This window comes from Mycolicibacterium aurum, assembly GCF_900637195.1.
GTDB classification, from domain to species: domain Bacteria; phylum Actinomycetota; class Actinomycetes; order Mycobacteriales; family Mycobacteriaceae; genus Mycobacterium; species Mycobacterium aurum.
On the sequence record NZ_LR134356.1, the window covers coordinates 219,341 to 242,989 of the forward strand.

A 23,649-nucleotide genomic window follows, 5' to 3' on the forward strand; every position below is an offset into this window, starting at 1 on the left:
CATGGGGGTTGAAGCCTTCGGGCCCTCGATTCTCAGCGCCCGCGTCCTGGCAGACACTTCGCTTTCGAAGATGCAGGAGACACACAGCATGACCGCAGCCACCATCCCGGGACTCGATTCCGCACCGACGAAGCACGAAGGGCTGCTCGCGTGGGTCCGTGAGGTTGCCGAGCTGACCCAGCCCGACCGGGTGGCGTGGGCCGACGGCTCGGAAGAGGAGTACGAGCGGCTGGCGCAGCATCTCGTCGAGGTGGGCACGTTCCAGAAGCTGAACGACGAGAAGCAGCCGAACTCCTATCTGGCGCTCTCGGATCCGTCCGACGTCGCCCGTGTCGAGTCCCGCACCTACATCTGTTCCCAGCGCGAGGTCGACGCCGGTCCGACCAACAACTGGATGGATCCGGCCGAGATGCGCGGCATCATGACCGACCTGTACCGCGGCTCGATGCGCGGCCGCACCCTGTGGGTGGTGCCGTTCTGCATGGGCCCGCTGGATGCCGAGGACCCGAAGCTCGGTGTGGAGCTCACCGACTCCGAGTACGTCGTCGTCTCGATGCGCACCATGACCCGGATGGGCGCGGCGGCACTGGAGAAGATCGGTGAGGACGGCTTCTTCGTCAAGGCGCTGCACTCCATCGGGGCGCCGCTGGAGCCCGGCCAGGCCGACGTGCCGTGGCCGTGCAACGACACGAAGTACATCACCCACTTCCCCGAGACCCGCGAGATCTGGAGCTACGGATCGGGTTACGGCGGCAACGCCCTGCTGGGCAAGAAGTGCTACTCACTGCGCATCGCGTCGGCGATGGCCCACGACGAGGGCTGGCTCGCCGAGCACATGCTGATCCTCAAGCTGATCTCGCCGGAGAACAAGGCGTACTACATCGCCGCGGCGTTCCCGTCGGCCTGCGGCAAGACCAACCTCGCGATGCTGCAGCCCACCATCCCCGGTTGGCGTGCCGAGACCGTCGGCGACGACATCGCGTGGATGCGGTTCGGCAAGGACGGCCGGCTGTACGCGACCAACCCCGAATTCGGTTTCTTCGGCGTCGCGCCCGGCACCAACTGGGACTCCAACCCGAATGCGATGAAGACCATCGCCGGCGGCAACACCGTGTTCACCAACGTCGCCAAGACCGACGATGGTGACGTGTGGTGGGAGGGCCTGGAGGGCGAGCCCGATCACCTGATCGACTGGAAGGGCAACGACTGGGTGCTCCGCGAGACGGAAACCAAAGCGGCCCACCCGAACTCGCGCTACTGCACGCCGATCTCGCAGTGCCCCACGCTGGCGCCGGAGTGGGACGACCCGCAGGGTGTGCCGATCTCGGCGATCCTGTTCGGCGGCCGCCGCAAGACCACCGTCCCGCTGATCACCGAGGCCCGCGACTGGCTGCACGGCGTGTTCATCGGCGCCACGCTGGGTTCGGAGACCACCGCCGCCGCCGAGGGCAAGGTCGGCACCGTGCGGCGCGACCCGATGGCCATGCTGCCGTTCCTCGGCTACAACGTCGGTGACTACTTCCAGCACTGGATCGACATCGGCAAGCAGGCCGACGAGTCGCAGCTGCCGAAGGTGTTCTTCGTCAACTGGTTCCGCCGCGGTGACGACGGCCGGTTCCTGTGGCCGGGATTCGGCGAGAACAGCCGCGTGCTGAAGTGGGCCATCGAGCGCATCGAGCACAAGGCCGACGGCAAGAGCACTCCGATCGGCATCGTGCCGACGGCCGCCGATCTCGACCTCGACGGGCTGGACGTCAAGGCCGCCGACGTCGACGAGGCGCTGGCCGTCAACGCCGAGGAGTGGCGCAAGGAGCTTCCGCTGATCGAGGAGTGGTTCTCCTTCGTGGGCGAGAAGCTGCCCACCGGCATCAAGGACGAGTTCGACGCGCTGAAGACCCGCCTGGCCGAAGAGAACTAGCCGGTCCCGTCACACCGCGAGCGAGCGTGTCTGCACACCGACACGCCGCTCGCGTTGTGCGTTCTACGCACGCTCGTCGCTGCTGACGGGCGCTGCGCAGACACCACTTGACACCTGTCAACTCAGGTTTTGTAGAGTCAGCCCATGCAGATCCGCGACACCGCTGTTGCCACGCCCGACAAGCCCGCCATCATCATGTATCCGTCCGGGACGGTCGTGACGTTCGGTGAGCTGGAGGCGCGGGCCAACCGGCTGGCGCACCTGTTCCGGGACGCCGGCCTGGTCGAGGGCGACGCCGTCGCGATCCTGATGGAGAACACCGAGCACATGCACGCGGTGATGTGGGCCGCCCGCCGGGCCGGCCTGTACTACGTGCCCATCAACACGCACCTGACGGCCGCGGAGGCCGCCTACATCGTCGACAACAGCGCTGCCAAGGCCATCGTCGGCTCGGGCAAGCTGGCGGGCACACTGGCCGGGCTCGGCGCCGAGCTGCCCAGGGGCCTTCCCCCCGTCCTCCTCATTGCCGACGGCCAACTCGACGGCTGGCAGAGCTACCCCGAATGTGTTGCAGACCAGCCTGATACGCCGATCGGCGACGAGATCGAGGGCGACCTTCTGCAGTACTCGTCGGGGACCACCGGTCGGCCCAAGGGCATCAAACGCGAGCTGACGCATCTGCCGCCGTCCGAGGTGCCCGGGTTGATGGCTGCGCTGGTGTCGTTCTGGATGCACCCCGACGCCATCTACCTGAGCCCCGCCCCGCTGTATCACACGGCTCCGTCGGTGTGGTCGATGCAGACGCAGGCCGGCGGCATCACCACCGTGGTGATGGAGAAGTTCGACCCCGAGGGCGCGCTGGACGCCATCGCCAAGTACCGGATCACGCACGGCCAGTTCGTGCCGGTGATGTTCACCCGCATGCTGAAGCTCCCCGAGGACGTCCGCCTGTCCTACGACGTGTCGAGCCTGGAACGGGTGATGCATGCCGCGGCGCCGTGCCCGGTGGACATCAAGAAGCAGATGATCGACTGGTGGGGGCCGATCGTCGACGAGTACTACGCCTCGTCCGAGGCACACGGGTCGACGCTGATCACCGCGGATGAATGGCTCGCCCATCCGGGCTCGGTGGGACGCCCGCTGGCGGGAGCGCTGCACATCGTCGGCGAGGACGGCACCGAGCTGCCCCCGGGGGAGGCCGGCGAGATCTACTTCGAGGGCGGATTCGACTTCGAGTACCTCAACGATCCGGACAAGACCGCCAAGTCGCGACACACGCACGGCTGGAAGACGGTGGGCGACATCGGGTACGTCGACGAAGAGGGCTATCTGTACCTGACCGATCGCAGGCACCACATGATCATCTCCGGCGGCGTGAACATCTATCCGCAGGAGGCCGAGAACCTTCTGGTCACCCATCCCAAGGTGATGGACGCAGCGGTGTTCGGTATCCCTGACGACGAGATGGGTCAGCGCGTGAAAGGCGTTGTGCAGACCGTCGATCCCGCTGACGCCACCCCCGAGTTCGCCGATGATCTGATCGCGTGGCTGCGGGATCGCCTGGCGCACTACAAGTGCCCGCGGTCGATCTCGTTCGAGGCGCAGCTTCCGCGCACCGATACCGGCAAGCTGTACAAGCAGGAGCTGATACACAAGTACTCGTGAACGGCGTGTTCTCGGACGGTACTGCGCTCGACCTTGCCGCAGGCGTGCGTGTCGCGCTCGGTGCCCCCGCCGACGACGCGACGTTCACGCTGACCGAGGACGTCACCGGCGACCGCCGCGCGATCACCGTCGCGTCGGTGCCGGACGCACTCGCCGACCTGACCGAGCGGTGCCTGAGATGGCCGCAGGCAACGGCCGTCTGCGGTGACGTGTTGCGGGCCCTCGACCCGGCGGGCTCGACGTTCGCGGGCGTCATCACCGAATCGCTGGCCTATTCGACGCTGCAATCCGGTGCGGAGTTCGCGCGCTGGCTGGCCGACCGCGGCCCGGCGCAGGTGCCAGAGTTCCCCGATCCCGTAGTGGCAGAGCGCAACAACGACACGTTGACGATCCGATTCAACCGTCCGCAGAGGCACAACGCGTTCTCGACCGACGCCAGGGCGGCACTGCTGGAGGCGCTGGAGGTCGCGCGGCTGGATCCCTCGGTCAGCGAGGTGGTGCTGGCCGGCAACGGCCCGTCGTTCTGCAGCGGCGGCGACCTGGCGGAGTTCGGCACCTTCACCGACCCGGCCGGGGCCCACCTGGCCAGGACCCGGCACAGCCCGGCGCTGGTGCTCGACGAGATCACCGCCCGGCTGGGAGCCGCCTGCCGCGCCGAGGTGCACGGCCAGGTGCAGGGCAGCGGGCTGGAGATGGCGGCGTTCTGCGGGTGGGTGCGGTGCCATCCCGACGCGGTGCTGGGCCTCCCCGAGCTCGCCCTCGGACTGATCCCCGGGGCCGGCGGAACCGTCAGCATCACCCGTCGCATCGGGCGCTGGCGCGCCGCGTACCTGGTGCTCTCGGGGCGTTCCGTCGACGCCGCGACGGCGTTGCAGTGGGGCCTGGTCGACGAGATCGGGTGACGTCGGCGAAACCCCTAGCGCTGGCGCGCCGGCCGGATGATCAACTCGTTGACGTCGACGTCCGCCGGCTCCGCGATCGCATACGCGATGCCGCGTGCGATCGCCTGCGGCGGGATCGCGGCCGCCCGGTAGTCCTGCATGGCCGCGGCCGCGGTCGGGTCGGAGATCGTGTCGGCGAGCTCGGATGTCACCACGCCGGGTGACACCGTCGTGACGCGGATGGACGGGTCGACCTCCATGCGCAGACCCTCGGTGATGGCCCACGCTGCGTACTTGGTGGCGCAGTACACCGCCCCGGTCGGCACCACCTCGTGGGCGCCGATCGAGGCGACCGTGATGAAGTGCCCGCTGCCCTGGCGCTGGAAGTGCGGCAGCGTGGCGGCGATCCCGTTGAGCAGGCCGCGGACGTTCACGTCGATCATCCGGTCCCACTCCTTGACCAGCAGGGCGTCGAGTCTCGACAACGGCATGACGCCGGCGTTGTTCACGATGACGTCGACCCTGCCGTGCGTGGACACCGCGCGGTCGACGAACGCCGCCGTATCCGCCCGGTCGGTCACGTCGAGGCGGGCCACCTCGATACTGCCGCCGTTGCGTTCAACCCTGCGGGCCAGCTCCTGGAGCCGGTCTTCACGTCGCGCCCCGGCGACCACATGGTGTCCCTCGTTCGCGAGGTGCTCGGCCACTGCTTCGCCGATCCCGCTGCTGGCTCCCGTGACGAGGACGATCTTCGATTCGCTCATGTCCACCAGCATCGGCAGCAGTCCCGCCTGCAACCAGGGTGCGTTACACCCTGTCTGGAGAGTGCGATCGGCTTAATCTGGAAGGCGTGGCCGAGTTTGGTGCGTACCTGCGGAGTCGCCGCGCCGCTCTGCGCCCGGCCGACGTGGGCCTGACCAGCACCGGTGTCCGCCGCGTGCCGGGGCTGCGCCGGGAAGAGGTGGCGCTGCTCGCGGGTGTCAGCGTCGACTATTACGGACGCCTCGAACAGGGCCGCGAACGGTCGCCCTCGGTGCAGGTGGTCGAGTCGCTCGCCGGTGCGCTGCGACTGGACAACGACGGTCGTATCCACCTGTTCCGGCTGGCCGGCCTTGCCCCCCGTGCCCCGGTCCGGCCGTCGTCCGACCGCGTCGACCCGGGTCTGCATCGGCTGATGGACTCGTGGCCGGACAACCCGGCGCTGGTCTACAACCGGGCCTACGACATCCTGGCGGCCAACCCGATGGCGAACGCGCTCTTCGGAGAGCTCGGCGCGGTCGGCAACCTGATGCTGCTGGTGTTCACCGACCCGCGGGCCCGCGACTTCTACGCCGACTGGCACGCCGTCGCCGCCGATTCCGTCGCGGGTTTCCGCATGGCGTACGGTTCCGCCCCCGACGATCCGCGCGCGAAGGCCGTGCTCGCCGAATTGCTCGCCGTCGCCGAGTTCCGGACACTGTGGGAGCGTCAGGAAGCGCGACGGAAATGTCTGGCCCGCAAGACGTTCCGGCATCCCGAGGTCGGCACCGTCACGCTGAACATGCAGACTTTCGATGTGCGGTCGGCCCCCGGACAGGAGCTCATCGTCTACGACGCCGATCCGGGCACACCGAGTGCCGATGCGCTGCAACTGCTGGGCAGCATCGCGGCGACCGGCCGTCAGCACGAGAATTCCGTCGCGTCCCGGTCGACGCGCCTGCATTGACACAGTCGCGAGCGCACTGCGAGCATCCCAAGCTGTGACGTCGAGCAGCCGAAGACCGGGTGGACCGTATTTCGACGACCTCGTCGTCGGGCAGGTCTTCGACTCGGCTCCGTCGATGACCCTCACGCACGGTGTCGCCGCAGCGCACCAGGCGATCATCGGTGACCGGTTGCGTCTGCCGCTGGACGGCGAGTTGTGCCAGACCGTGACCGGGGCGACCACGCCACTCGCGCATCCCGCGCTGGTCTGCGATGTCGCCATCGGCCAGTCCACGCTGGTGACGCAGCGGGTGAAGGCAAACCTGTTCTACCGGGGGCTGACGTTCCACCGCTACCCGGCCATCGGCGACACCCTGTTCACCCGCACCGAGGTCGTTGGCCTCAAACAGAATTCCGCGAAGCCCGGCCGCGCACCGACCGGGCTGGCCGCCTTGCGCATGACCACCATCGACGGTCTGGGCAAGCTGGTGCTGGACTTCTACCGGTGCGCAATGCTGCCGCTGAGCGCCGAGCACGTGCAGACGGGTCACGACGACGACCTGTCCGGGATCGGTGCCGACATCCAGGCGGTCGCCGACCCCACCGCGGACTGGGACGCCGACGCGTTCCGCGCCCGGGTGCCGGGACCGCACTTCGACGCCGCGCTGGCAGGCGCCTCTCTGCGCAGCACAGCCGATGTGGTGACCAGTGCTCCTGAGCTGGCCAGATTGTCGCTCAATGTTGCTGTCACCCATCATGACTCGCGGATCGCCGGCAAGCGTCTGGTCTACGGCGGGCACACCATCGGGCTTGCCCTTGCACAGACCACCCGCCTGCTGCCCAATCTGGTGACGGTGCTGGGCTGGCAGTCGTGTGACCACACCGGGCCCGTGCACGAGAACGACACCCTCTACAGCGACCTCGTCATCGAGAGCGCCGACCCGATGCCGAACGGCCGCGGCGGCGTGGTGGGGCTGCGGTCGACGGTCTTCAAGGCCGCAGATTCGGAGTACGAGGACGACGACCGCATGGTCCTGGACTGGCGCTTCACCGGCCTGCTGTTCTGAATCCCCAAGTCACCCAACGATCTGATGACACCCGTCCGTATCCCCGCCGCCGTACTCGAGCGCGCACGGTCGGCGACTCAGACGGTGACCGCCCTGTCGGGAGTCGCCGTGTCCGCCGAGGAACTGCTGGGCGGCCGCGCCGCACTGGTGGGGTTCCAGGCGGGCGGCCGGGTGTCGGCGGGGGGCGCGACGCGGTTGATCGCGGGAGGCGGTGGCTGGTGTGCGGTGACGCTGTCGCGGGCCGACGATGTCGACGCGGTGGCGGCCCTTCTCGAAAGCGACCACGTGCCGGAGGACTACTGGGCGGCGGTCGAACAACGTGTCCGTGACGCAGGTGTGCAGTCCTTCACCGAACGGGCGCGCCTGCTTGGGCTGCCGGTGGGCGTCCTCGGTGAGACTGCCCCCGCGGGTCCGGTCATCCGGGCACTCGGCGCGCGGGCGACACCGGCCCCGGTGTCCGAACTCCTGGTCGCTGACCTGTCGTCGATGTGGGCGGGGCCGCTGTGCGGACACCTCCTCTCCCGCGCCGGAGCGACGGTGGTCAAGGTGGAGAGCGCTGCCCGCCCGGACGGCACCCGGGGCGGCCCAGCCGAGTTCTTCGACTGGATGAACGCCGGGAAGCTGTCCTACCGAGCCGATTTCGCTCGCCCCGACGGGCTGCGACGGCTTCTCGCCGCCGCAGACGTGGTGATCGAGTCGTCGCGTCCCGCCGCGCTGACGCGACGCGGACTCGGACCGGGGGACGTCCCGGCGCGGCCCGGCCGGATCTGGGTGCGCATCACCGGACACGGCACCGCCGGAGAGCGGGCGCACTGGGTGGCCTTCGGCGACGACGCAGCCGTCTCGGGTGGGCTGGTCGGCGGCACGGCGGCAGCGCCCGAGTTCTGCGGTGACGCCATCGCCGATCCGTTGACGGGGATCCACGCCACCGGCGTTGTCCTGGAATCACACGCCGACGGGGGCGGTGAACTGATCGAGATGTCGATGGCCGCGGTGGCAGCCGGGTACACACATCTGCCCCCGGGCGACGAAAAAGACTGCACAGCAATACCTGTGGTGACAGCGCACGCTCCAGCGCTTGGTTCCGGGACGGACCTGGTCGACGATCTGGTGGCCCGGCGGCTGGTCGGCTCATGCTGATCCGACGCGCGGTCCTTCTCGACGGCACCAGGACCGACATCCGGGTCGGCCGGCGCATCGTCGAGATGGCCGACGGCCTGAGACATTTCCCGGGAGAGACGGAATACGACGCAGGCGGCGGCACCGTGATCCCCGGACTGCACGACCATCACATTCATCTGCGGGCTGCCGCGGCGGCGCTGCACTCGGTCCGCGTCGGCCCTGATGACGTGCATGACCGGGCCGACCTGACGCGGCTTCTGGCCGGTGCACCCCCCGACGACGACGGGTGGATCCGCGCCGTGGGTTACCACGAGGCCGCGGCCGGACCGCTGGACCGCCACCTGCTCGACGAGGTCGCCCCTCCGGTGCCGGTCCGCGTGCAGCACCGCAGCGGGGTGCAGTGGACGCTGAACTCGGCCGCCTTGGTGCGCATCGGCCTGCCGGAGCATCCAGACGGCGTGCTGCGCAGCGCGGACGCCAGTTGGGCGCTGCCGCAACGCGAGCCCGACCTCGACGAACTCAGTGCGCTGCTGTGCCGATACGGAGTCACCGCGGTCACCGACGCCACACCGGATCTCGGGGCGGGCGACATCACCGAGCTGCAGCGCAGGCTGCGCCAGACGGTGCGCTGCCTGGCGCCGGGCAAGAGAATCCTGCACGACGACGTGCTGGACCTCGGTGCGTTGACTCGCTGGGTTGGCCACACGCATTCGGTGGGGATGCCGGTGGCACTGCACTGCGTCACCGCCGCGCAACTCGTGGTGGCGCTGGCGGCATTTCGCAGCGCCGGGCGCCACCCCCTCGATCGCATCGAACACGCCGCCGTGGTCCCCGACGCCACCCTGGCCGTGCTCGCCGAGAGCGCGCTGCCGGTGGTGACCCAGCCGAACTTCGTCGCCGAGCGCGGTGACCAGTACCTCACCGATGTTCCGGACACCGAACATCACGAGCTCTGGCGCGTGGCCTCGCTACTGCAGTCCGGAGTGCGCGTCGCTCTCTCCACGGACGCACCCTTCGGCGACGCCGATCCCTGGGCCGCGATGCGCGCCGCGGTGTATCGCCGCACGGCATCGGGGGCGGTACTCGGACCCGCCGAACGGATCGCCGCGGCAACAGCATTGGCGCTGTTCACGGGTGATCGTCCTGGAGGTGTCCAGCACGTCGGACCCGGCGCACGCGGTGATCTCTGCGTGTTGTCGTCGCCGCCGGCCGAGGTCCTGGCCGAACTCGACGCCGACCACGTCGCCGCGACCGTCATCGCCGGCGAGGTGGTCTACCAGAGGCGCTGAGCTAGGCCGCAGCCGTGGTGAACGCCGTCCGCAGCAGCGAGCACTGGCTGGTGAAGAAGGATTGCGACACCTCGGCTTTGGGTGCGATCCCGTCGAACCCGTGGAACGCGCCCTCGACCACCATGACCTCGCACGGCACCCCTGCGTCGCGTAGTCGCGCGGCGTAGGCGAGGTCCTCGTCGTGGAAGAGGTCGAGCGTCCCGACGCCGATCCATGCCGGAGGGAGCCCGGCAAGGTCGTCGCGACGCGCGGGCACCGCAACCTCGGGATCGGCGCCACCGAGATACGCACGCCAGCCGAACCTGTTGCTGGACTGGTTCCACAGCCGGTGCCCGGGATTGTCCAGCCCGGTGCGCTCGACGGTGCGGTCGTCGATCATCGGATACACCAGAAGTTGTGCTGCGAGCGGGATCTCGCCTCGGTCACGGGCCGTCAGTGCCAGCGCCGCGGCAAGTCCGCCGCCGGCGCTGGCGCCCCCGATCGCCACCCGCGCGGGGTCCACGGACGGGAGAGTCGTCAGCCATGCCAGCGCCGCGTAGCAGTCGTCGACCGGGGCCGGGTAGGGGTGCTCGGGTGCCAGACGGTAGTCGACGGATACGACGGTCGCGCCGAGTGTGTCGGCGTAGCGGCGGCAGAGCACGTCGTCCTGGGCCGCCTGGCCGATGACGTACCCGCCCCCGTGGATCCACAGCAGCGCGGGTCCGGGGCTGCTCGCCGGGGCCGAGGGGCGGAACAGTCGAACCGTCACCCCGGAGGACAGGGTGAGGACCTCGGCGTCGGACGGGGCCTTACGCCACATCAGCCGGGACGCTCTCCGGATGAACGGCAGGGTCGCCGGGGTGATGATCTGCCGGGGCAGCAGCTTGGCACTACGGCGCAGCTCGGGATGAAAGTCGATGCGATGGGGCACCCGATCAGTATGCGTGTGCGACAACGCCGCCCGTCAGCGAAGCAGCGGATCGCGCGGCAACCCCAGGATCCGCTCGGCGATCGTGTTGCGGGTGATCTCCGAGGTTCCCCCGGCGATCGTCATCGCCCGATTGCCCAGGTAGCTGAGCGTGAGCTGCGGTGTCTGTCCCACCACGGCGGCGGTGCCGGCCAGCTCGAAGGCCAGCTCGGTGAGATGCTGGCCCGACTCGGCGACCAGCAGTTTCGTCACGTTTCCCTCGGGGCCCGGCTCGGCACCGGCGATGGCGCGGGTGGCCCGGCGCAGGTTCAGCAGCCGCAGGGTGTGGATTTCGGCGATGACCTCACCCGCGCGCCGGACGTACATCGCGCCCGTCGGTGAGCTGTCGAGCAGCGTGATCAGGTGGTCCGGGGTGGTGCCGGTGGGCGCACCGGAGCCGCCGCCGATGGAGACGCGCTCGTTGCCCAGTGTCGCCCGGGCGACCAGCCACCCCTTGTTCACATCGCCCACCACGTCGTCGTCGGGCACGAACACGTCGTCGAAGAACACCTCGTTGAAATGCGAGTCGCCGGTGATGCCGCGCAGCGGGTTGACCGTCACGCCTTCGGCGTTCATGTCGATCGCCATCATGGTCACGCCCGCGTGCTTGGCGGCGTCGGGATCGGTGCGCACGGTGGCCAGCCCCCACTGGCACATGTGCGCCAGGCTCGTCCACACCTTCTGCCCGGTGATCCGCCACCCGCCGTCGACCTTCTTGGCCGAGGTGCGCACCGCGGCCGCGTCCGAGCCGGCCCCCGGTTCGGAGAACAGCTGGCACCACATGACCTGGCCGCGCAGCACGGGTTCCACCCAGCGCTCACGCTGGTCGTCGGTTCCGGCCTGGGCGATCGTCAATGCCACCCACCCGGTGATTCCCATGTCGGGACGCTCGACCGGTGCCGATTCCCCGTCCTCCCCCGCCGAGCCGAACTCCTCCTCGATGACGAGCTGTTCGAGCACGTCCGCGCCCCGGCCCCACGGTTTCGGCCAGTGCGGCACCAGATACCCCGAATCGACCAGATAGTCGCGTTGCCGGTCGGCGGGCAGCGAGCGTACTTCCGCGGCGGCCTCGCGGGCCTGGCTGCGGTAGGCCTCGGATTCCGGCGGCAGTGTGAACGACGCGCCCCGGGCTCGGCCGCTGCGCTGGCCCTCGACGACGTCGAGCAGTGGGTCGACGCCGTCGGCCATCAGCGCGGCCAGCGTGCGGGCCCGGCGCAGGTAGAGGTGGGCGTCGTGCTCCCACGTGTAGCCGATCCCGCCGTGCAGTTGAATGTTGTTCTGCGCATTGAACACCTGGGCGCGGATCGCCAGCGCCGCCGCCACCGCGGCGGGGAACCACGCGCTGTCGAGGTCGTCGGCGCGGGCCGCGTCCCAGGTTGCCGCCGTCGCGACCTCGGCGTTCACCAGCATGTTGGCGGCATGGTGTTTGACGGCCTGGAACGTGCCGATCGTCCGCCCGAACTGTTCGCGCACCTTGGCGTAGTCGACTGCCATGTCCAGCGCCGCCCAGCTGACACCGACCGCCTCGGCCGCGGCAAGGATCCGGAACACCGTCCTGGCGTTGCGGGCCGCTCCCCGCAGAACCCGGTCGGCGGGGATGGAGACACCGGTCAGAGTGACGGAGCCGATGCTGCGCGTGGTGTCCAGACCGTCCAGCGCGGCGACGGAGACGCCCTCGGCGGCGGCGTCGACGAGCAGCACATCCTCGCCGCTGACCAGCGCAAGCAGGCCGGCGTCCGGCGCGCCCAACACGGCGGGGCTCTGCCCGCTCGCCCGACCGTCCGGGTCGACGGTGACCGTTCCCGACACGCCGAGGGCGGCCACCGTCTCGCCGCCGGCGAGACCCGGAAGCAGTTCTGCCCGAACCGAATCGGGCGCGCAGCGATCGATCACGACGGCGGCCGAGACGCTGGACAGGAACGGCCCGGGACTCAGCCGGCGGCCGAGGCATTCGACCACGACCGACAGTTCCGCCAGACCGAAGCCCGAGCCGCCGTACGCTTCGGCGACGGCCAGCCCGGTCCAGCCGAGTTCGGTTGCGGCCGACCAGATGTCGGCCGGGTGGGTGGAGCCTCCGGACAGCGTCGCCCGGGCTTGGGTCAACGCCTGGAGCCGCTCAAGCTGGCCGGAGGTGGCCTCGGCGAGGTCCTGATGGTCCTCTGTGATGGCCAGTGCGGACGTATGCGCTGTCTTGCTCACCAGGAAGGCCTCTTCATCGAGTTGACGGTTGTCAATTGACGGTATCGCGACGGGCTCACCGTGCAGTATTTGTGACAGGGGTCACAATGTGACGTCACTTTCGAACGGAGTAGACAACTTCATCCAGATTGTCCGTTTGGGATATCGGCTTGCGGGTACGCTCGCGCCATGACGGAACGGCCGGACATCCGGTACCCCGGGCCCACCTTCACGACTCGCCTCCAGTGGTTGCTGAAAGCCGGGCCGTCCGACCACCTGTTGGCGCTGAGCGTGGCGTCGGCGTCGCTTCCGGTGATCGGCAAGCACCTCGAGCCACTCGGTGCGCTGACCGCCGCGGGTATCTGGGGCGCCCGGCACGCCCCGGACATGGTGACCGCGACCGCCCGCTCGCTGTTCACACCGAAGGATCCCGGCGCCGCCGAGATCAAACGCCAAGAACGAGAGAGCACCAACGCCGTCTCCGAGGCCGCTCTGCGCGGTGTCGTCTCGGCCAAAGACCTCGAGATCGAGTGGCCACAGGCCGAGCGCACCCCGCCGTTCTGGAAGGCGCGTGAACACCGCCGTCACGTGCACCGCACCTCGGTGCGGTACGGCCCGCGACCCACCCAGCTGATGGACGTCTGGCGTCGTGACGATCTGCCCGCCGGGTCGGCGCCGGTACTCCTCTTCATTCCGGGTGGCGCGTGGGTGCACGGCAGCCGCCTGCTTCAGGGCTACGCGTTGATGTCGCACCTGGCCGAGAAGGGCTGGGTGTGCCTGTCCATCGACTACCGGGTGGCGCCGCACAACCCGTGGCCCGCCCACATCACCGATGTCAAGACCGCCATCGCCTGGGCCCGCGCCAACGTCGACAAGTTCGGCGGCGACCGTAACTTCGTGGCGATCGCGGGCACATCGGCCGGCGGCCACCTCGCCGCGCTGGCCGGTCTGACCGCCAACGACCCCGAACTGCAGGGAGACCTGCCGGAGGGTTCCGACACCTCGGTCGACGCGGTGGTCGGGATCTACGGTCGCTACGACTGGGAGGACAAGTCCACGGTCGAGCGCGTCCGGTTCGTCGATTTCCTCGAGCGCGTGGTCGTCCGGCGCAAGATCGCCAAGCATCCGGACGTGTTCCGCAAGGCCTCGCCGATTGCGCGGGTGCACGCCGAGGCGCCGCCGTTCCTGGTGGTGCACGGTACCGGCGACAGCGTCATCCCGGTGGCGCAGGCGCGAAGCTTTGTGGACCGTCTGAAGGAGGTGTCCCGCTCGGTGGTCAGCTATGTCGAACTTCCCGGTGCAGGTCACGGCTTCGACATGACCGACGGCGCCCGCACTGGTTCGGCGTCGACGGCAATCGGCTTGTTTCTCAACCATATTCACCGAAACAGAAGCCTCATCGGGGCCAAAGAGGTTATATAGTCACCTCCGGTCCTAAGAAGGTGGCGCGGTGAAAAGGCTTCGTGGCTGGGACGCTGTGCTCCTGTACAGCGAAACCCCCAACGTCCATATGCACACGCTCAAGCTGGCGGTGATCGAACTCGACGGCCTCGGCGGGGCTAGCTTCGGCGTGGAGGAACTCCGCAAGGTCATCCACAGCCGGCTCTACAAGCTGGAGCCCTTCCGCTACGAGCTGGTCGACATCCCGTTCAAATTCCACCACCCCATGTGGCGGGAGAACGCCGAAGTGGACCTGGACTATCACGTCCGGTCGTGCCGGGTCGACGAGCCCGGCGGGCGGCGCCAACTGGACGAAGCCGTCGGGCGGATCGCCAGCACGCCACTGGACCGCAGCCGTCCGCTGTGGGAGATGTACCTGATCGAGGGCCTGGCCGGTGGCAGGATCGCGGTGCTCGGCAAGATCCACCACGCGCTCGCCGACGGGGTGGCCTCGGCGAACCTGCTGGCCCGCGGGATGGATCTGCAGGACAGCCCGCAGGCCGACCGCGACTCCTACGCAACCGATCCCGCGCCCGCGAAGGGTGAGCTGGTGCGCTCGGCGTTCACCGATCACCTGCGCCAGATCGCGAAGTTCCCGTCGGTGGTGAAGTACACCGCCCAAGGTGTACGGCGGGTGCAGCGCAGCCCCCACAAACTCTCACCCGAGCTGACGAGGCCGTTCACCCCGCCGCCGTCGTTCATGAACCACCAGATCGACGCCACGCGCAAGTTCGCCACTACCACGCTGGCACTGGATGACGTCAAGCAGACCGGCAAGCATCTGGGCGTCACCATCAACGACATGATCCTCGCGATGTCGGCGGGCGCGCTACGAAAACTGTTGCTGCGCTACGACGGTCACGCTGATCACCCGCTGCTGGCGTCGGTGCCGGTGAGTTTCGACTTCTCCAAGGACCGGATCTCGGGTAACTACTTCACCGGTGTGCTCGTCAGCATCCCCGTGGAGCTGGAGGACCCGCTGGAGCGCGTCCGTGCCGCGCACGACGCAGCCGCAGCCGGCAAGGAGAGCAACAACCTGCTCGGCCCCGAGCTGGTCAGCCGATGGTCGGCGTACTTCCCGCCCGCGCCTGCCGAAGCGATGTTCCGTTGGCTGTCCAACAAGGACGGCCAGAACAAGGTGATGAACCTGCCCATCTCCAACGTGCCGGGCCCCCGCGAGCGCGCCCGCGTCGGCGGTGCACTGGTGACCGAGATCTACTCGGTGGGGCCGCTCACCACGGGCAGCGGGCTCAACATCACCGTGTGGAGCTACGTCGACCAGATCAACATCTCGGTGCTCTCCGACGGCAAGACCGTCGACGACCCGCACGAACTCACTGCGGCGATGGTCGAGGACTTCGTCGAGATCCGGCGCGCCGCAGGGCTTTCCACCGAGTTGACGACCGTCGACACGGCGATGGCGCCGTAGGCGGTGTGTCGGGGTGTTCGGCTCGTCCGCACCGCGGTGGCGTTTGAGCTGGGTAAATCGGTGGCTTCGCTAGCGTTGATGCCGCACACGTGAACCAACGCCGCCGGACAAGGAGTCGCCGATGACCACGCCACCCCCAGCCCCTGATTTCACCGGGCTCAAGGCCATGTACATCAACTGCACGTTGAAGCGATCGCCGGAGTTGAGCAATACGCAGGGACTGGTGGACCGCAGTGTCGCGCTGATGCGCAAGAACGGTGTCGAGGTCGATCAGATCCGGGCCGTCGATCACGACATCGCGGTCGGGGTCCGGCCGGATATGACGGAGTACGGCTGGGCTACCGACGAATGGCCCGCCCTTCTGCAGCGGGTCCTCGCGGCCGACATCCTGGTCCTGGCGGGCCCGGTGTGGCTGGGCGACAACAGCTCGGTGATGCGCCAGGTGATCGAGCGGCTCTACGGCTACTCCGGTGTCCTCAACGACAAGGGGCAGTACGCGTACTACGGCCGCGTCGGTGGGTGTCTGCTCACCGGAAACGAAGACGGTGTCAAGCACTGCGCGATGAGCATCCTCTACAGCCTCCAGCACATCGGGTACACGGTGCCGCCGCAGGCGGATGCGGGTTGGATGGGTGAGGCGGGTCCGGGTCCGTCGTATCTGGACGAAGGATCCGGTGGTCCGGAGAACGACTTCGTCAATCGCAATACGACGTTCCTGACCTACAACCTGATGCACATGGCCAAGATGCTCAGGAGCGCAGGCGGATTCCCCGCGTACGGGAATCAGCGCTCGGAATGGGAAGCCGGTTGCGATTTCGGGTACGACAACCCGGAATACCGGTAGTCGACCGGCGTCTCGCTCAGCCGGCGGCGGACTCCACCGGCTCGACGTTGCGCTTGGCCATCACCCAGGACAGGAACTCCTCGACGGCCTGCGCCGTGTAGTGCGCTCGCGGCGAGCCGTAGTAGAAGTCGAAAGCGTGCTGCGCGTGCGGGATCTCGGCGTACACCACCGGTGACGTCGAGACCTGCTGCAACGCCGCCGCGAACTCGCGGCCCTCGGACACCGGGATGATCGAGTCGTCCTGCCCATGCAGTACGAAGAACGGTGGCGCGTCGGCACGCATGCGATAGGTGGGTGAGGCGTCGACGTACACCTGGCGGTTCTGCACGATCGGCTTCTTGACCACGAACTTCTGCAGGAATGCGATGAATTCCCGCCGTCCGCTGCCTTTTCCGGACACCCAGTCGTAGCGGCCGTAGATCGGAACAGCGGCCACCACCGAGGTGTCGGCATCCTCGAAACCCGGCTGGTACTGCGGATCGTTGGCGGTCAACGCGGCCAGCGCAGACAGGTGCCCGCCCGCCGAGCCGCCCGAGATCGCGACGAAGTCCGGGTCACCGCCGTACTCGGCGATGTGTTCCTTGATCCACGCCAGCGCGCGCTTGACGTCGACGATGTGGTCCGGCCAGGTGTTGCGCGGGCTGACCCGGTAGTCGATCGACACACAGATCCAGCCGTGGTCGGCCAGGTGGCTCATCATCGGATAACTCTGCGGCTTGCGCATGCCGATCGACCATGCGCCGCCGGGAACCTGAAGCAACACAGGCGCTTTGCCGTCGCGGGGCAGGTCGGGCCGACGCCAGATGTCAGCCTGGTTGACCGCGCGATGCGGGCCGTACTGGACAGTGCCCGCCTTCTCGACGTAGCGGCGGCGGATGACCTCGTTGGGGAACACGCCGGTGATGCGCCGCCGTCGCGACTGCGCCTTGGCCGCGATCGCCTGATAGTCGTCACCGAGTGCCTCGCGCAGCGGGTTCTCGAAGTGTGGCTGGGACGCGATGTTCCGGCGCTGGATGAGATAGAGCAGACCCCAGGACACGGTGGTGAGCAGCAACGCGATTCGGCCGCGCCCGCCACGGAAGTCTCCCCGGATGCCACGCCGTAGCGCATCGAGCATCGAGCCCGTCATGTACAGCGGGGCCATCTCGGAGGTGGGCCACCCGAATGCGAACACCGGGATCGTGGGGTAGCCATCGCGCGCGAGTGGCCGGACACCGTTGGCGGCGTTGGCCAACTCGACAGCGGCGCGCAGTAGCGGTCGGCGCTTAGGCATCTTTGAGACGGTCCTGCAGATCCTTACGGGAGATCTTTCCGGTGATACTGCGTGGTAGCTCGTCGAGCACCGTGATCTCCCTGGGCACTTTGTAATTCGCAAGGTTGTCGCGCACGTGCTGTTTCAGCGACTCCGGGGTAGCCGCAGCGCCGTCGTTCAAAACCACGAATGCAACGAGTCGCTGCCCGTATTTCTCGTCATCCACGCCCAGCACGGTGGCCTCGGCGACGTCGGGATGGGTGGCCAGCGTCTTCTCGACCTCGATCGGATAGACGTTCTCGCCGCCGGAGACGATCATCTCGTCGTCGCGGCCCACCACGAACAGCCGACCGACGACGTCGACGTAGCCGACGTCGCCCGAGGACATGAACCCCTCGTGGAAGTCTTTCGTGGTGCCGGAGGTGTAGCCGTCGAACTGTGTCGAGTTGCGCACGTAGATGCTTCCGACCTCGCCCGTGGGGACCTCGCGGAAGTCGGAGTCGAGAATCCGGATCTCGGTGCCCTCGGCCGGTGTGCCCGCGGTGTCCGGCGCGGCACGCAGATCACGCGGGGTCGCGGTGGCAATCATGCCGGCCTCGGTGGCGTTGTAGTTGTTGTAGATGACGTCCCCGAAGCGGTCCATGAACTTGATGACCACGTCGGGGCGCATCCGCGAACCCGAGGCCGAGGCAAAGCGCAGCGAACGCCCGCTGTACCTGTCGAGGACCTCCTCGGGCAGGTCCATGATGCGGTCGAACATCACCGGCACGACACACAGCCCGGTGGCCCGGTGCTTGTCGACCAGCTCCAGGGTGGCCTCTGGGTCGAACTTGCGGCGGGTGATGATCGTGCACGACATCGACGCCGCGAACGCCAACTGGGAGAACCCCCAGGCATGGAACATCGGCGCAACGATGACGACGGGCTGTTCGGCCCGCCACGGGGTGCGGTCCAGGATGGCCTTGAGCACGCTCGGGTCACCGCCGGAATGGGCGGCGCCCTTGGGGGTTCCGGTCGTGCCCGAGGTCAGCAGGATGGTCCGGCTCTTCGTGGTGGCGCGCTGCGGTTCCTGCCCGCCGTGCTCGGCGATCAGGCCTTCGACCGTGAGCTGCGGATGGTCCGGGTTGTCGGTCCACGCGATGATGCGGGTGGTCTCGGGCCTGTCGGCGACCGCGCGGTCCACGGTCTCGGTGAACTCTTCGTCGTAGACGACCGCAACCGACCTGGTTCGACCGTCTTGACTGCCCTCGCGCTCAAGCACCTCGGCCAGCGCCGGTCCGGCGAACGAGGTGTTCAGCAGCAGCACGTCGGCGCCGATGCGGTTCGCCGCGATGAGGGCGTCGACGAACCCGCGATGGTTGCGCGCCATCAGACCGATGACCTCGGGTTGCCCGCCGGGCAGTGCCTGCAGTGCGGCCGCCAGTGCGTCGGCGCGGCGGTCGATCTGGCGCCAGGTCAGGATTCCGCGCTCGTCGACGAGGCCGGCGCGGTCCGGGCAGCGTTGCGCGGCTGCGGCGAAGCCCGAGGTGATCGCCATGTTCTCGCGCTGCATCGCACTGACGATGCGCACGTACTTGTCGGGGCGCAGCGGTGCGATGATGCCCGCGCGCACCATCGTCGAAAGCAGGCCGAGTGCGCTGTTGACCGGGTCGGTGATCCCCATGTGTCAGCCCAGCACCGGTAGGCGGCGCTCCTGGGCGAGTTCTTCGAGTGCCCGCTGCATCACTCGCCGCACGTGAGCATCGACCTCGTCGATGTCGGGGTCCTCGCCGAATTCCTCGACGATGTTGATCGGCTCCAGCGCCTTCATGGTGATCTTGGCGGGCAGCGGCACGTTGAGCGGAAGGACGACGGACAGGCCGAACGGGAACCCGAACGACACCGGGACGATCTTGGTCCGGAACAGCCGGGCGACCGGTCCCAGCGCCTTGGCGACGTCGGTGCCGCGACTCAGGAACAGCTGGCTCTCCTGACCGCCGATTCCGACCGTGGGCACGATCGGGACGCCGGCGTTGATCGCCGCCTTGACGTACCCGGTGCGTCCGCCGAAGTCGATCTTGTTTGCCGCCAGTGTCGGACGGTAGACGTCGTAGTCGCCACCGGGGAAAACGACGACGACACCGCCGGAACGCAGCGCTTCGTCGGCGTTGCGGTGGCTGGCCGGGATGAAGCCGGTCTTCTTGAAGAACGCCCCTGTCGGGCCGACCATGAGCATGTCGTGGCTGAGGGTGTAGACGGGACGGTCGAAGCCGAACTTCTCGTAGAATCCGCTTGCGAAAACGGGCACATCCATGGGAAACAGTCCGCCGGAGTGGTTGGACACCACGAGGGCGCCGCCCACCGGGAAGTTCTCCAGACCGCGCACCTCGGCGCGGTGCCATCCCTTCAGGAACGGCTTGAGCAGGCCCATCACCCGTTCGGTGAGGACGGGGTCCCACTTGGTTATCTCGGACGTCTCGATGTCGGTCGCGCTCACGGCGGCCCCCTTGGAAGACTTCGTCGTCGGACTGGAACGTGTTCTAGTTTTGCTAGTCTACCCGCTGCTCACGGGCGTCGACAAAGCTATGGCGAGCATCACGTGCCCGAACCATCCAGCACCGGCACGGGGGCCGTCAAGAGCGACGATCGGATCGCAACATTGATCTTGATTACCGGGCTGGACCCGACAGGTGTGCCTTAACGGTGCGCGTCAGGTCGTCGCCGAGGATCTCCGGCTCACCGGCGAACAGGCCGTCCAGTGCCAGCTTCGCGATGGCACCCGGATCGCTCTTCTGCTCCGCCGGGATGTAGCTGACCATGTCGGTGTCCATGTACCCGACGTGCAGCGCGGCCACGTGGATGCCGCGGGGAGCCAGCTCGGAACGCACCGCATCGGTCATCGCCCAACCCGCCGCCTTCGCCGCCGAGTAGGCGCCGCTGGTCGGCGGATGCGTCCACGACAGCACGGACAGGACGTTGAGAATGGCGCCGACGCCCCCCTTCTCGCTGACGTTGCGCTCGATGATCGGGGCGAACGCGCGCGTGACGCCCAGCGTCCCGAAGTAGTGGGTCTCCATCTCCAGGCGGATGTCCTCCATCGACCCGTCGAGCAGTCCTGCCCGCGTTGAGACCCCCGCATTGTTGACGACGACGTTGACGTCGCCGGCCTCCTCGGCGGCCCGGCGCACGGACTCGGGATCGGTGATGTCGAGCTGAATCGGGATCACCCCGGGAATGTCGACGGTTTCGGGCCTGCGTGCTCCGGCATAGACCTTCGCGCCGCGTCCCACGAGTTCCTCGGCGAACTTGCGGCCGAGCCCACGATTGGCGCCGGTGACCAGCGCGGTGATGTGTTCTGTGTGTGTCATGAACCGGTCAACGCGACGGCGCCGGGGTGCAGTCCCGCGCGGGCGAAGACTGCAGTTAGCAGGTAGTCCGACAAGCGCCCCGAAACCCGACGAACGCGGGTCCGAGCGCTGTAGGTTCAACGGCACTATGGCGGAACCCGGTCGGGGGATTCCGCCATAGTGCTGTCACGGCACACTTGACCCCAACCGCTGTTGAGGAAGCACCATGAGGGCCATGGCCAGTCTGTCCGACGCGTACGTCTCCCGAATCGGTCACACCGGCGGTGTCGCGCCGACGCACGACACCCTGTGTTCCCTTGTCGCCGCCCACAACCGGTCCATCCCGTTCGAGAACCTCGACCCGCTGACCGGAGTCCCGGTCGCCGACCTCTCGGCGGATGCGCTCGCGGACAAGCTCATCGACCGTCGCCGCGGCGGCTACTGCTACGAACACAACGGTCTGCTCGGCTACGTGCTCGACGAAATGGGGTTCGGGGTGCAGCGCCTCGCCGGCCGGGTGGTCTGGATGCACGAGAGCGACGCGTTGCCGGCGCAGACACATCAGGTGCTGTCGGTGACGCTGCCCGATGGAGACGGTCCCTACCTCGTCGACGTCGGATTCGGGGGACAGACGCTGACATCGCCGATCCGGTTGGCGACCGGGCCCGTGCAGCCGACCCGCCACGAGCCGTACCGGTTGCTCGATCATGCCGAGGGCTGCGAACTGCAGGCCGAGATCCGCGGCGTGTGGCAGCCGCTGTACCTGCTCAGCCTTACGCCGCGGCCCCGGGTCGATCTGGAGGTCGGAAGCTGGTACGTCTCGACGCATCCGCGGTCAGGTTTCGTCACGGGACTGACCGCGGCGCTGGTGACCGACGACGCGCGGTGGAACCTGCGGGGCCGCCACCTCGCCGTGCACCGCGCCGGCGGCTCCGAGAAGACGCGCCTGGACACCGCCGCCGAGGTGGTCGACGTGCTCGGCGACCGGTTCGGCATCAACATCGCAGACCTCGGCGACCGCGCCGACCTGGAGACCCGCGTCGGCCAGGTGCTCGACAGGTAGAGAGCAGGAAAAGTCATGTCCGTCGCCGCGGCCGCCGACGATACTCGGAGACCGTGGGTGATCCGACCAAACGCGACAGGCTCCGCGAGCTTCTCGACGCAGTCACCGACGCAGCCAACACCGACGTCGGCGACATGGCGCGCAGCAGCTACGCCTCGGAGTTCCACTTCTCCCGCGAGGTCCGTCGGCTGACCGGTGAATCGCCTGCCGCACTGCGGCGACGGGTCATGCTGGAGCGCGCTGCCTGGCGGCTACAGAGCGGCGAGCCGGTGTCGGCGGTGGCCGCTGACGAAGGGTGGTCATCGGCCGAGGTGTTCTCCCGGGCGTTCCGGCGCTCGTACGGGCTGCCGCCCTCCCAGGCGGCCGAGGTGGGTTTCCGGCTGCCAGCCCCCAACGGTCTGCACTTTCATCCGCCGCAGTCGCTGTGGCTCGACAGCGAAGCGGGCGCAGCGACCGGCCGCGACGCTCCCGACATAGCGCAGCTCATGATCGTCCACGACGTGGACGACACCACGCACCTGCTGGCCCAGGCCGCGACGCTGACCGCCCAGCAGTGGGTGGACGAACTCGCGCCCGGGCAGACGGTGCTGGAGTGGGACGGACCCGAACCCAGTGTGGGCGCCGTGCTCGGCGCGATCGTGTGGAGCAAGGAGGTCTGGCTGGCGACGATCGAGGGGCAGGATTTCCCGCCCCGCACCTCCACGCAACCGGAGTTCACCGACCCCGCCGCGCTGGCAGCCCATCATGCCGTCATCGCCACACGTTGGTGCGCAATGGTTTCCGAGTACTCGGCCGCCGGCCGGCTCGGTGACACCGTGATCGACGCGCTGTGCGATCCACCGGAGTCGTTCCAGCTGTACGGCATCGTCGCGCATGTCCTGACCTACTCCGCGCACCGTCGGGAAATCGCCCGCGACATGTTGGCCCGACACGGCGTCACGACCCGGCGCGGAGACCCGCTGGACTGGATGAGAGGGAACTGACATGGCCACCATCTACTACACCGCGTCCAGCATGGACGGATACATCGTCGACGAGAACGGCAGCCTGGACTGGCTGACCTCACGCGACATCGATGCCGACGGGCCCTTCGCCATCGAGCCGTTCATGGAGACCGTCGGCTCGATCGTGATGGGCGCCGACACCTACCAGTGGATCCTGACCAACCATCCCGGCGAATTCATGTACTCGCAGCCGTCCTGGGTGGTCACCCATCGGCCCGAGATCGTCGCCGACGGACACGACGTGCAGACGTTCGCCGGCGATGTCGCCGAACTGCACCCGAGGCTGGTGACCGCAGCGGCGGGAAAGAACGTCTGGGTGGTCGGCGGCGGCGACCTGGCCGCGCAGTTCGCGGCCGCGGGCCTGATCGACGAGATGATCGTCGCCTACGCCCCGTGCACGCTCGGTGCCGGATCCCGGGTGCTGCCGATGCGGTCGGAGTGGACGCTGCTGACCGCGGCGGTCAACGCCGATTTCGTCTGCGCGCATTGGCGACGGGCCTGACGGCGCCGCACCCGGGGTCGTACTCTGTGCAGCAAACCCG

Annotated in this window: 20 protein-coding genes; 13 read left to right on the plus strand and 7 right to left on the minus strand. The window is 68.3% G+C overall.

Features of this window, described 5'->3' with window-relative positions; genetic code table 11:
- The first annotated feature begins 88 nt into the window (after positions 1-88).
- From EL337_RS01110 to EL337_RS01120, 3 genes are all read left to right on the plus strand, one after another.
- A complete protein-coding gene (locus EL337_RS01110) occupies positions 89-1,918 on the plus strand; it encodes a phosphoenolpyruvate carboxykinase (GTP) (RefSeq protein WP_048632645.1) in 1,830 nt (609 codons plus the stop codon).
- Positions 1,919-2,062: 144 nt separating this feature from the next.
- On the plus strand, positions 2,063-3,583 hold the full coding sequence (gene fadD4, locus EL337_RS01115) for a fatty-acid--CoA ligase FadD4 (protein WP_048632602.1): 1,521 nt from the start codon (positions 2,063-2,065) through the stop codon (positions 3,581-3,583).
- A complete protein-coding gene (locus EL337_RS01120; protein WP_232786798.1) occupies positions 3,580-4,485 on the plus strand; it encodes an enoyl-CoA hydratase/isomerase family protein in 906 nt (301 codons plus the stop codon). Before fadD4 ends, EL337_RS01120 begins: the two co-directional genes overlap by 4 nt.
- Positions 4,486-4,499: 14 nt before the next feature.
- On the opposite strand, the gene EL337_RS01125 is transcribed toward EL337_RS01120, so the two are convergent.
- Positions 4,500-5,228 carry an SDR family oxidoreductase gene (locus EL337_RS01125; RefSeq protein ID WP_109860119.1) on the minus strand — a complete coding sequence of 243 codons (729 nt, stop codon included), beginning with the start codon at positions 5,226-5,228 and terminating at the stop codon, positions 4,500-4,502.
- Positions 5,229-5,314: 86 nt separating this feature from the next.
- Between EL337_RS01125 and EL337_RS01130 the strand changes: the two genes are divergently transcribed.
- The 4 genes from EL337_RS01130 to EL337_RS01145 all read left to right on the plus strand — a co-directional run bounded on the left by EL337_RS01130 (position 5,315) and on the right by EL337_RS01145 (position 9,625).
- The gene (locus tag EL337_RS01130; RefSeq protein WP_083443078.1) at positions 5,315-6,169 is read left to right on the plus strand and encodes a helix-turn-helix domain-containing protein; all 855 of its coding nucleotides are present in this window, start codon (positions 5,315-5,317) and stop codon (positions 6,167-6,169) included.
- 115 nt (positions 6,170-6,284) lie between these two features.
- A complete protein-coding gene (locus EL337_RS01135) occupies positions 6,285-7,214 on the plus strand; it encodes a hotdog family protein (protein ID WP_232786804.1) in 930 nt (309 codons plus the stop codon).
- 24 nt (positions 7,215-7,238) lie between these two features.
- Complete coding sequence (locus EL337_RS01140) at positions 7,239-8,354, plus strand: CoA transferase (RefSeq protein ID WP_048632599.1); 1,116 nt, start codon at positions 7,239-7,241, stop codon at positions 8,352-8,354.
- Positions 8,348-9,625: an amidohydrolase family protein gene (locus tag EL337_RS01145; RefSeq protein ID WP_048632598.1), complete on the plus strand. Its 1,278-nt coding sequence runs from the start codon at positions 8,348-8,350 to the stop codon at positions 9,623-9,625. Before EL337_RS01140 ends, EL337_RS01145 begins: the two co-directional genes overlap by 7 nt.
- 1 nt (position 9,626) lies before the next feature.
- On the opposite strand, the gene EL337_RS01150 is transcribed toward EL337_RS01145, so the two are convergent.
- Both EL337_RS01150 and EL337_RS01155 read right to left on the minus strand, forming a co-directional pair.
- Complete coding sequence (locus EL337_RS01150; protein WP_048632597.1) at positions 9,627-10,535, minus strand: alpha/beta hydrolase; 909 nt, start codon at positions 10,533-10,535, stop codon at positions 9,627-9,629.
- A gap of 33 nt (positions 10,536-10,568) precedes the next feature.
- Positions 10,569-12,770 carry an acyl-CoA dehydrogenase family protein gene (locus EL337_RS01155; protein ID WP_048632596.1) on the minus strand — a complete coding sequence of 734 codons (2,202 nt, stop codon included), beginning with the start codon at positions 12,768-12,770 and terminating at the stop codon, positions 10,569-10,571.
- A gap of 168 nt (positions 12,771-12,938) precedes the next feature.
- On the opposite strand from EL337_RS01155, the gene EL337_RS01160 reads away from it, so the two are divergent.
- The 3 genes from EL337_RS01160 (at position 12,939) to EL337_RS01170 (ending at position 16,462) form a co-directional block, all read left to right on the plus strand.
- On the plus strand, positions 12,939-14,171 hold the full coding sequence (locus EL337_RS01160) for an alpha/beta hydrolase (protein ID WP_048632595.1): 1,233 nt from the start codon (positions 12,939-12,941) through the stop codon (positions 14,169-14,171).
- 28 nt (positions 14,172-14,199) lie between these two features.
- Positions 14,200-15,618, plus strand: a complete 1,419-nt coding sequence (locus tag EL337_RS01165; protein ID WP_048632594.1) for a WS/DGAT/MGAT family O-acyltransferase — start codon at positions 14,200-14,202, stop codon at positions 15,616-15,618.
- Between the two features lie 121 nt (positions 15,619-15,739).
- Positions 15,740-16,462 (plus strand): flavodoxin family protein, encoded by a 723-nt coding sequence (locus EL337_RS01170; protein WP_048632593.1) that lies wholly within the window; start codon positions 15,740-15,742, stop codon positions 16,460-16,462.
- A gap of 16 nt (positions 16,463-16,478) precedes the next feature.
- Here the strand turns inward: EL337_RS01170 and EL337_RS01175 are convergent, their stop codons facing one another.
- The 4 genes from EL337_RS01175 to EL337_RS01190 form a co-directional block, all read right to left on the minus strand.
- Positions 16,479-17,735, minus strand: a complete 1,257-nt coding sequence (locus EL337_RS01175) for an alpha/beta hydrolase (RefSeq protein WP_048632592.1) — start codon at positions 17,733-17,735, stop codon at positions 16,479-16,481.
- Positions 17,728-19,377, minus strand: coding sequence for an acyl-CoA ligase FadD12 (gene fadD12, locus EL337_RS01180; RefSeq protein ID WP_048632591.1), 1,650 nt, complete (start codon positions 19,375-19,377; stop codon positions 17,728-17,730). Before fadD12 ends, EL337_RS01175 begins: the two co-directional genes overlap by 8 nt.
- Before the next feature lie 3 nt (positions 19,378-19,380).
- On the minus strand, positions 19,381-20,190 hold the full coding sequence (locus EL337_RS01185) for a 1-acyl-sn-glycerol-3-phosphate acyltransferase (protein ID WP_048632590.1): 810 nt from the start codon (positions 20,188-20,190) through the stop codon (positions 19,381-19,383).
- Between the two features lie 172 nt (positions 20,191-20,362).
- Positions 20,363-21,061 (minus strand): SDR family oxidoreductase, encoded by a 699-nt coding sequence (locus EL337_RS01190; protein ID WP_048632589.1) that lies wholly within the window; start codon positions 21,059-21,061, stop codon positions 20,363-20,365.
- A gap of 214 nt (positions 21,062-21,275) precedes the next feature.
- On the opposite strand from EL337_RS01190, the gene EL337_RS01195 reads away from it, so the two are divergent.
- From EL337_RS01195 to EL337_RS01205, 3 genes are read left to right on the plus strand one after another with little or no spacing between them, the layout of a single operon-like run.
- Positions 21,276-22,103, plus strand: coding sequence for an arylamine N-acetyltransferase family protein (locus EL337_RS01195; protein ID WP_048632588.1), 828 nt, complete (start codon positions 21,276-21,278; stop codon positions 22,101-22,103).
- Positions 22,104-22,156: 53 nt separating this feature from the next.
- Complete coding sequence (locus EL337_RS01200) at positions 22,157-23,086, plus strand: helix-turn-helix domain-containing protein (RefSeq protein ID WP_048632587.1); 930 nt, start codon at positions 22,157-22,159, stop codon at positions 23,084-23,086.
- A 1-nt stretch (position 23,087) separates the two neighbouring features.
- A complete protein-coding gene (locus tag EL337_RS01205; RefSeq protein WP_048632586.1) occupies positions 23,088-23,609 on the plus strand; it encodes a dihydrofolate reductase family protein in 522 nt (173 codons plus the stop codon).
- Positions 23,610-23,649: the final 40 nt, after the last annotated feature.

Coding starts and splice junctions, on each gene's coding strand:
- fadD4 (WP_048632602.1), top strand. CDS start 2,063: ATGCAGATCCGCGACACCGCTGTTGCCACGCCCGACAAGCCCGCCATC.
- EL337_RS01160 (WP_048632595.1), top strand. CDS start 12,939: ATGACGGAACGGCCGGACATCCGGTACCCCGGGCCCACCTTCACGACT.
- EL337_RS01195 (WP_048632588.1), top strand. CDS start 21,276: ATGGCCAGTCTGTCCGACGCGTACGTCTCCCGAATCGGTCACACCGGC.
- EL337_RS01205 (WP_048632586.1), top strand. CDS start 23,088: ATGGCCACCATCTACTACACCGCGTCCAGCATGGACGGATACATCGTC.
- fadD12 (WP_048632591.1), bottom strand. CDS start 19,377: ATGGGGATCACCGACCCGGTCAACAGCGCACTCGGCCTGCTTTCGACG.
- EL337_RS01135 (WP_232786804.1), top strand. CDS start 6,285: ATGACCCTCACGCACGGTGTCGCCGCAGCGCACCAGGCGATCATCGGT.
- EL337_RS01175 (WP_048632592.1), bottom strand. CDS start 17,735: ATGCCTAAGCGCCGACCGCTACTGCGCGCCGCTGTCGAGTTGGCCAAC.
- EL337_RS01190 (WP_048632589.1), bottom strand. CDS start 21,061: ATGACACACACAGAACACATCACCGCGCTGGTCACCGGCGCCAATCGT.
- EL337_RS01145 (WP_048632598.1), top strand. CDS start 8,348: ATGCTGATCCGACGCGCGGTCCTTCTCGACGGCACCAGGACCGACATC.
- EL337_RS01110 (WP_048632645.1), top strand. CDS start 89: ATGACCGCAGCCACCATCCCGGGACTCGATTCCGCACCGACGAAGCAC.
- EL337_RS01125 (WP_109860119.1), bottom strand. CDS start 5,228: ATGAGCGAATCGAAGATCGTCCTCGTCACGGGAGCCAGCAGCGGGATC.
- EL337_RS01140 (WP_048632599.1), top strand. CDS start 7,239: ATGACACCCGTCCGTATCCCCGCCGCCGTACTCGAGCGCGCACGGTCG.
- EL337_RS01170 (WP_048632593.1), top strand. CDS start 15,740: ATGACCACGCCACCCCCAGCCCCTGATTTCACCGGGCTCAAGGCCATG.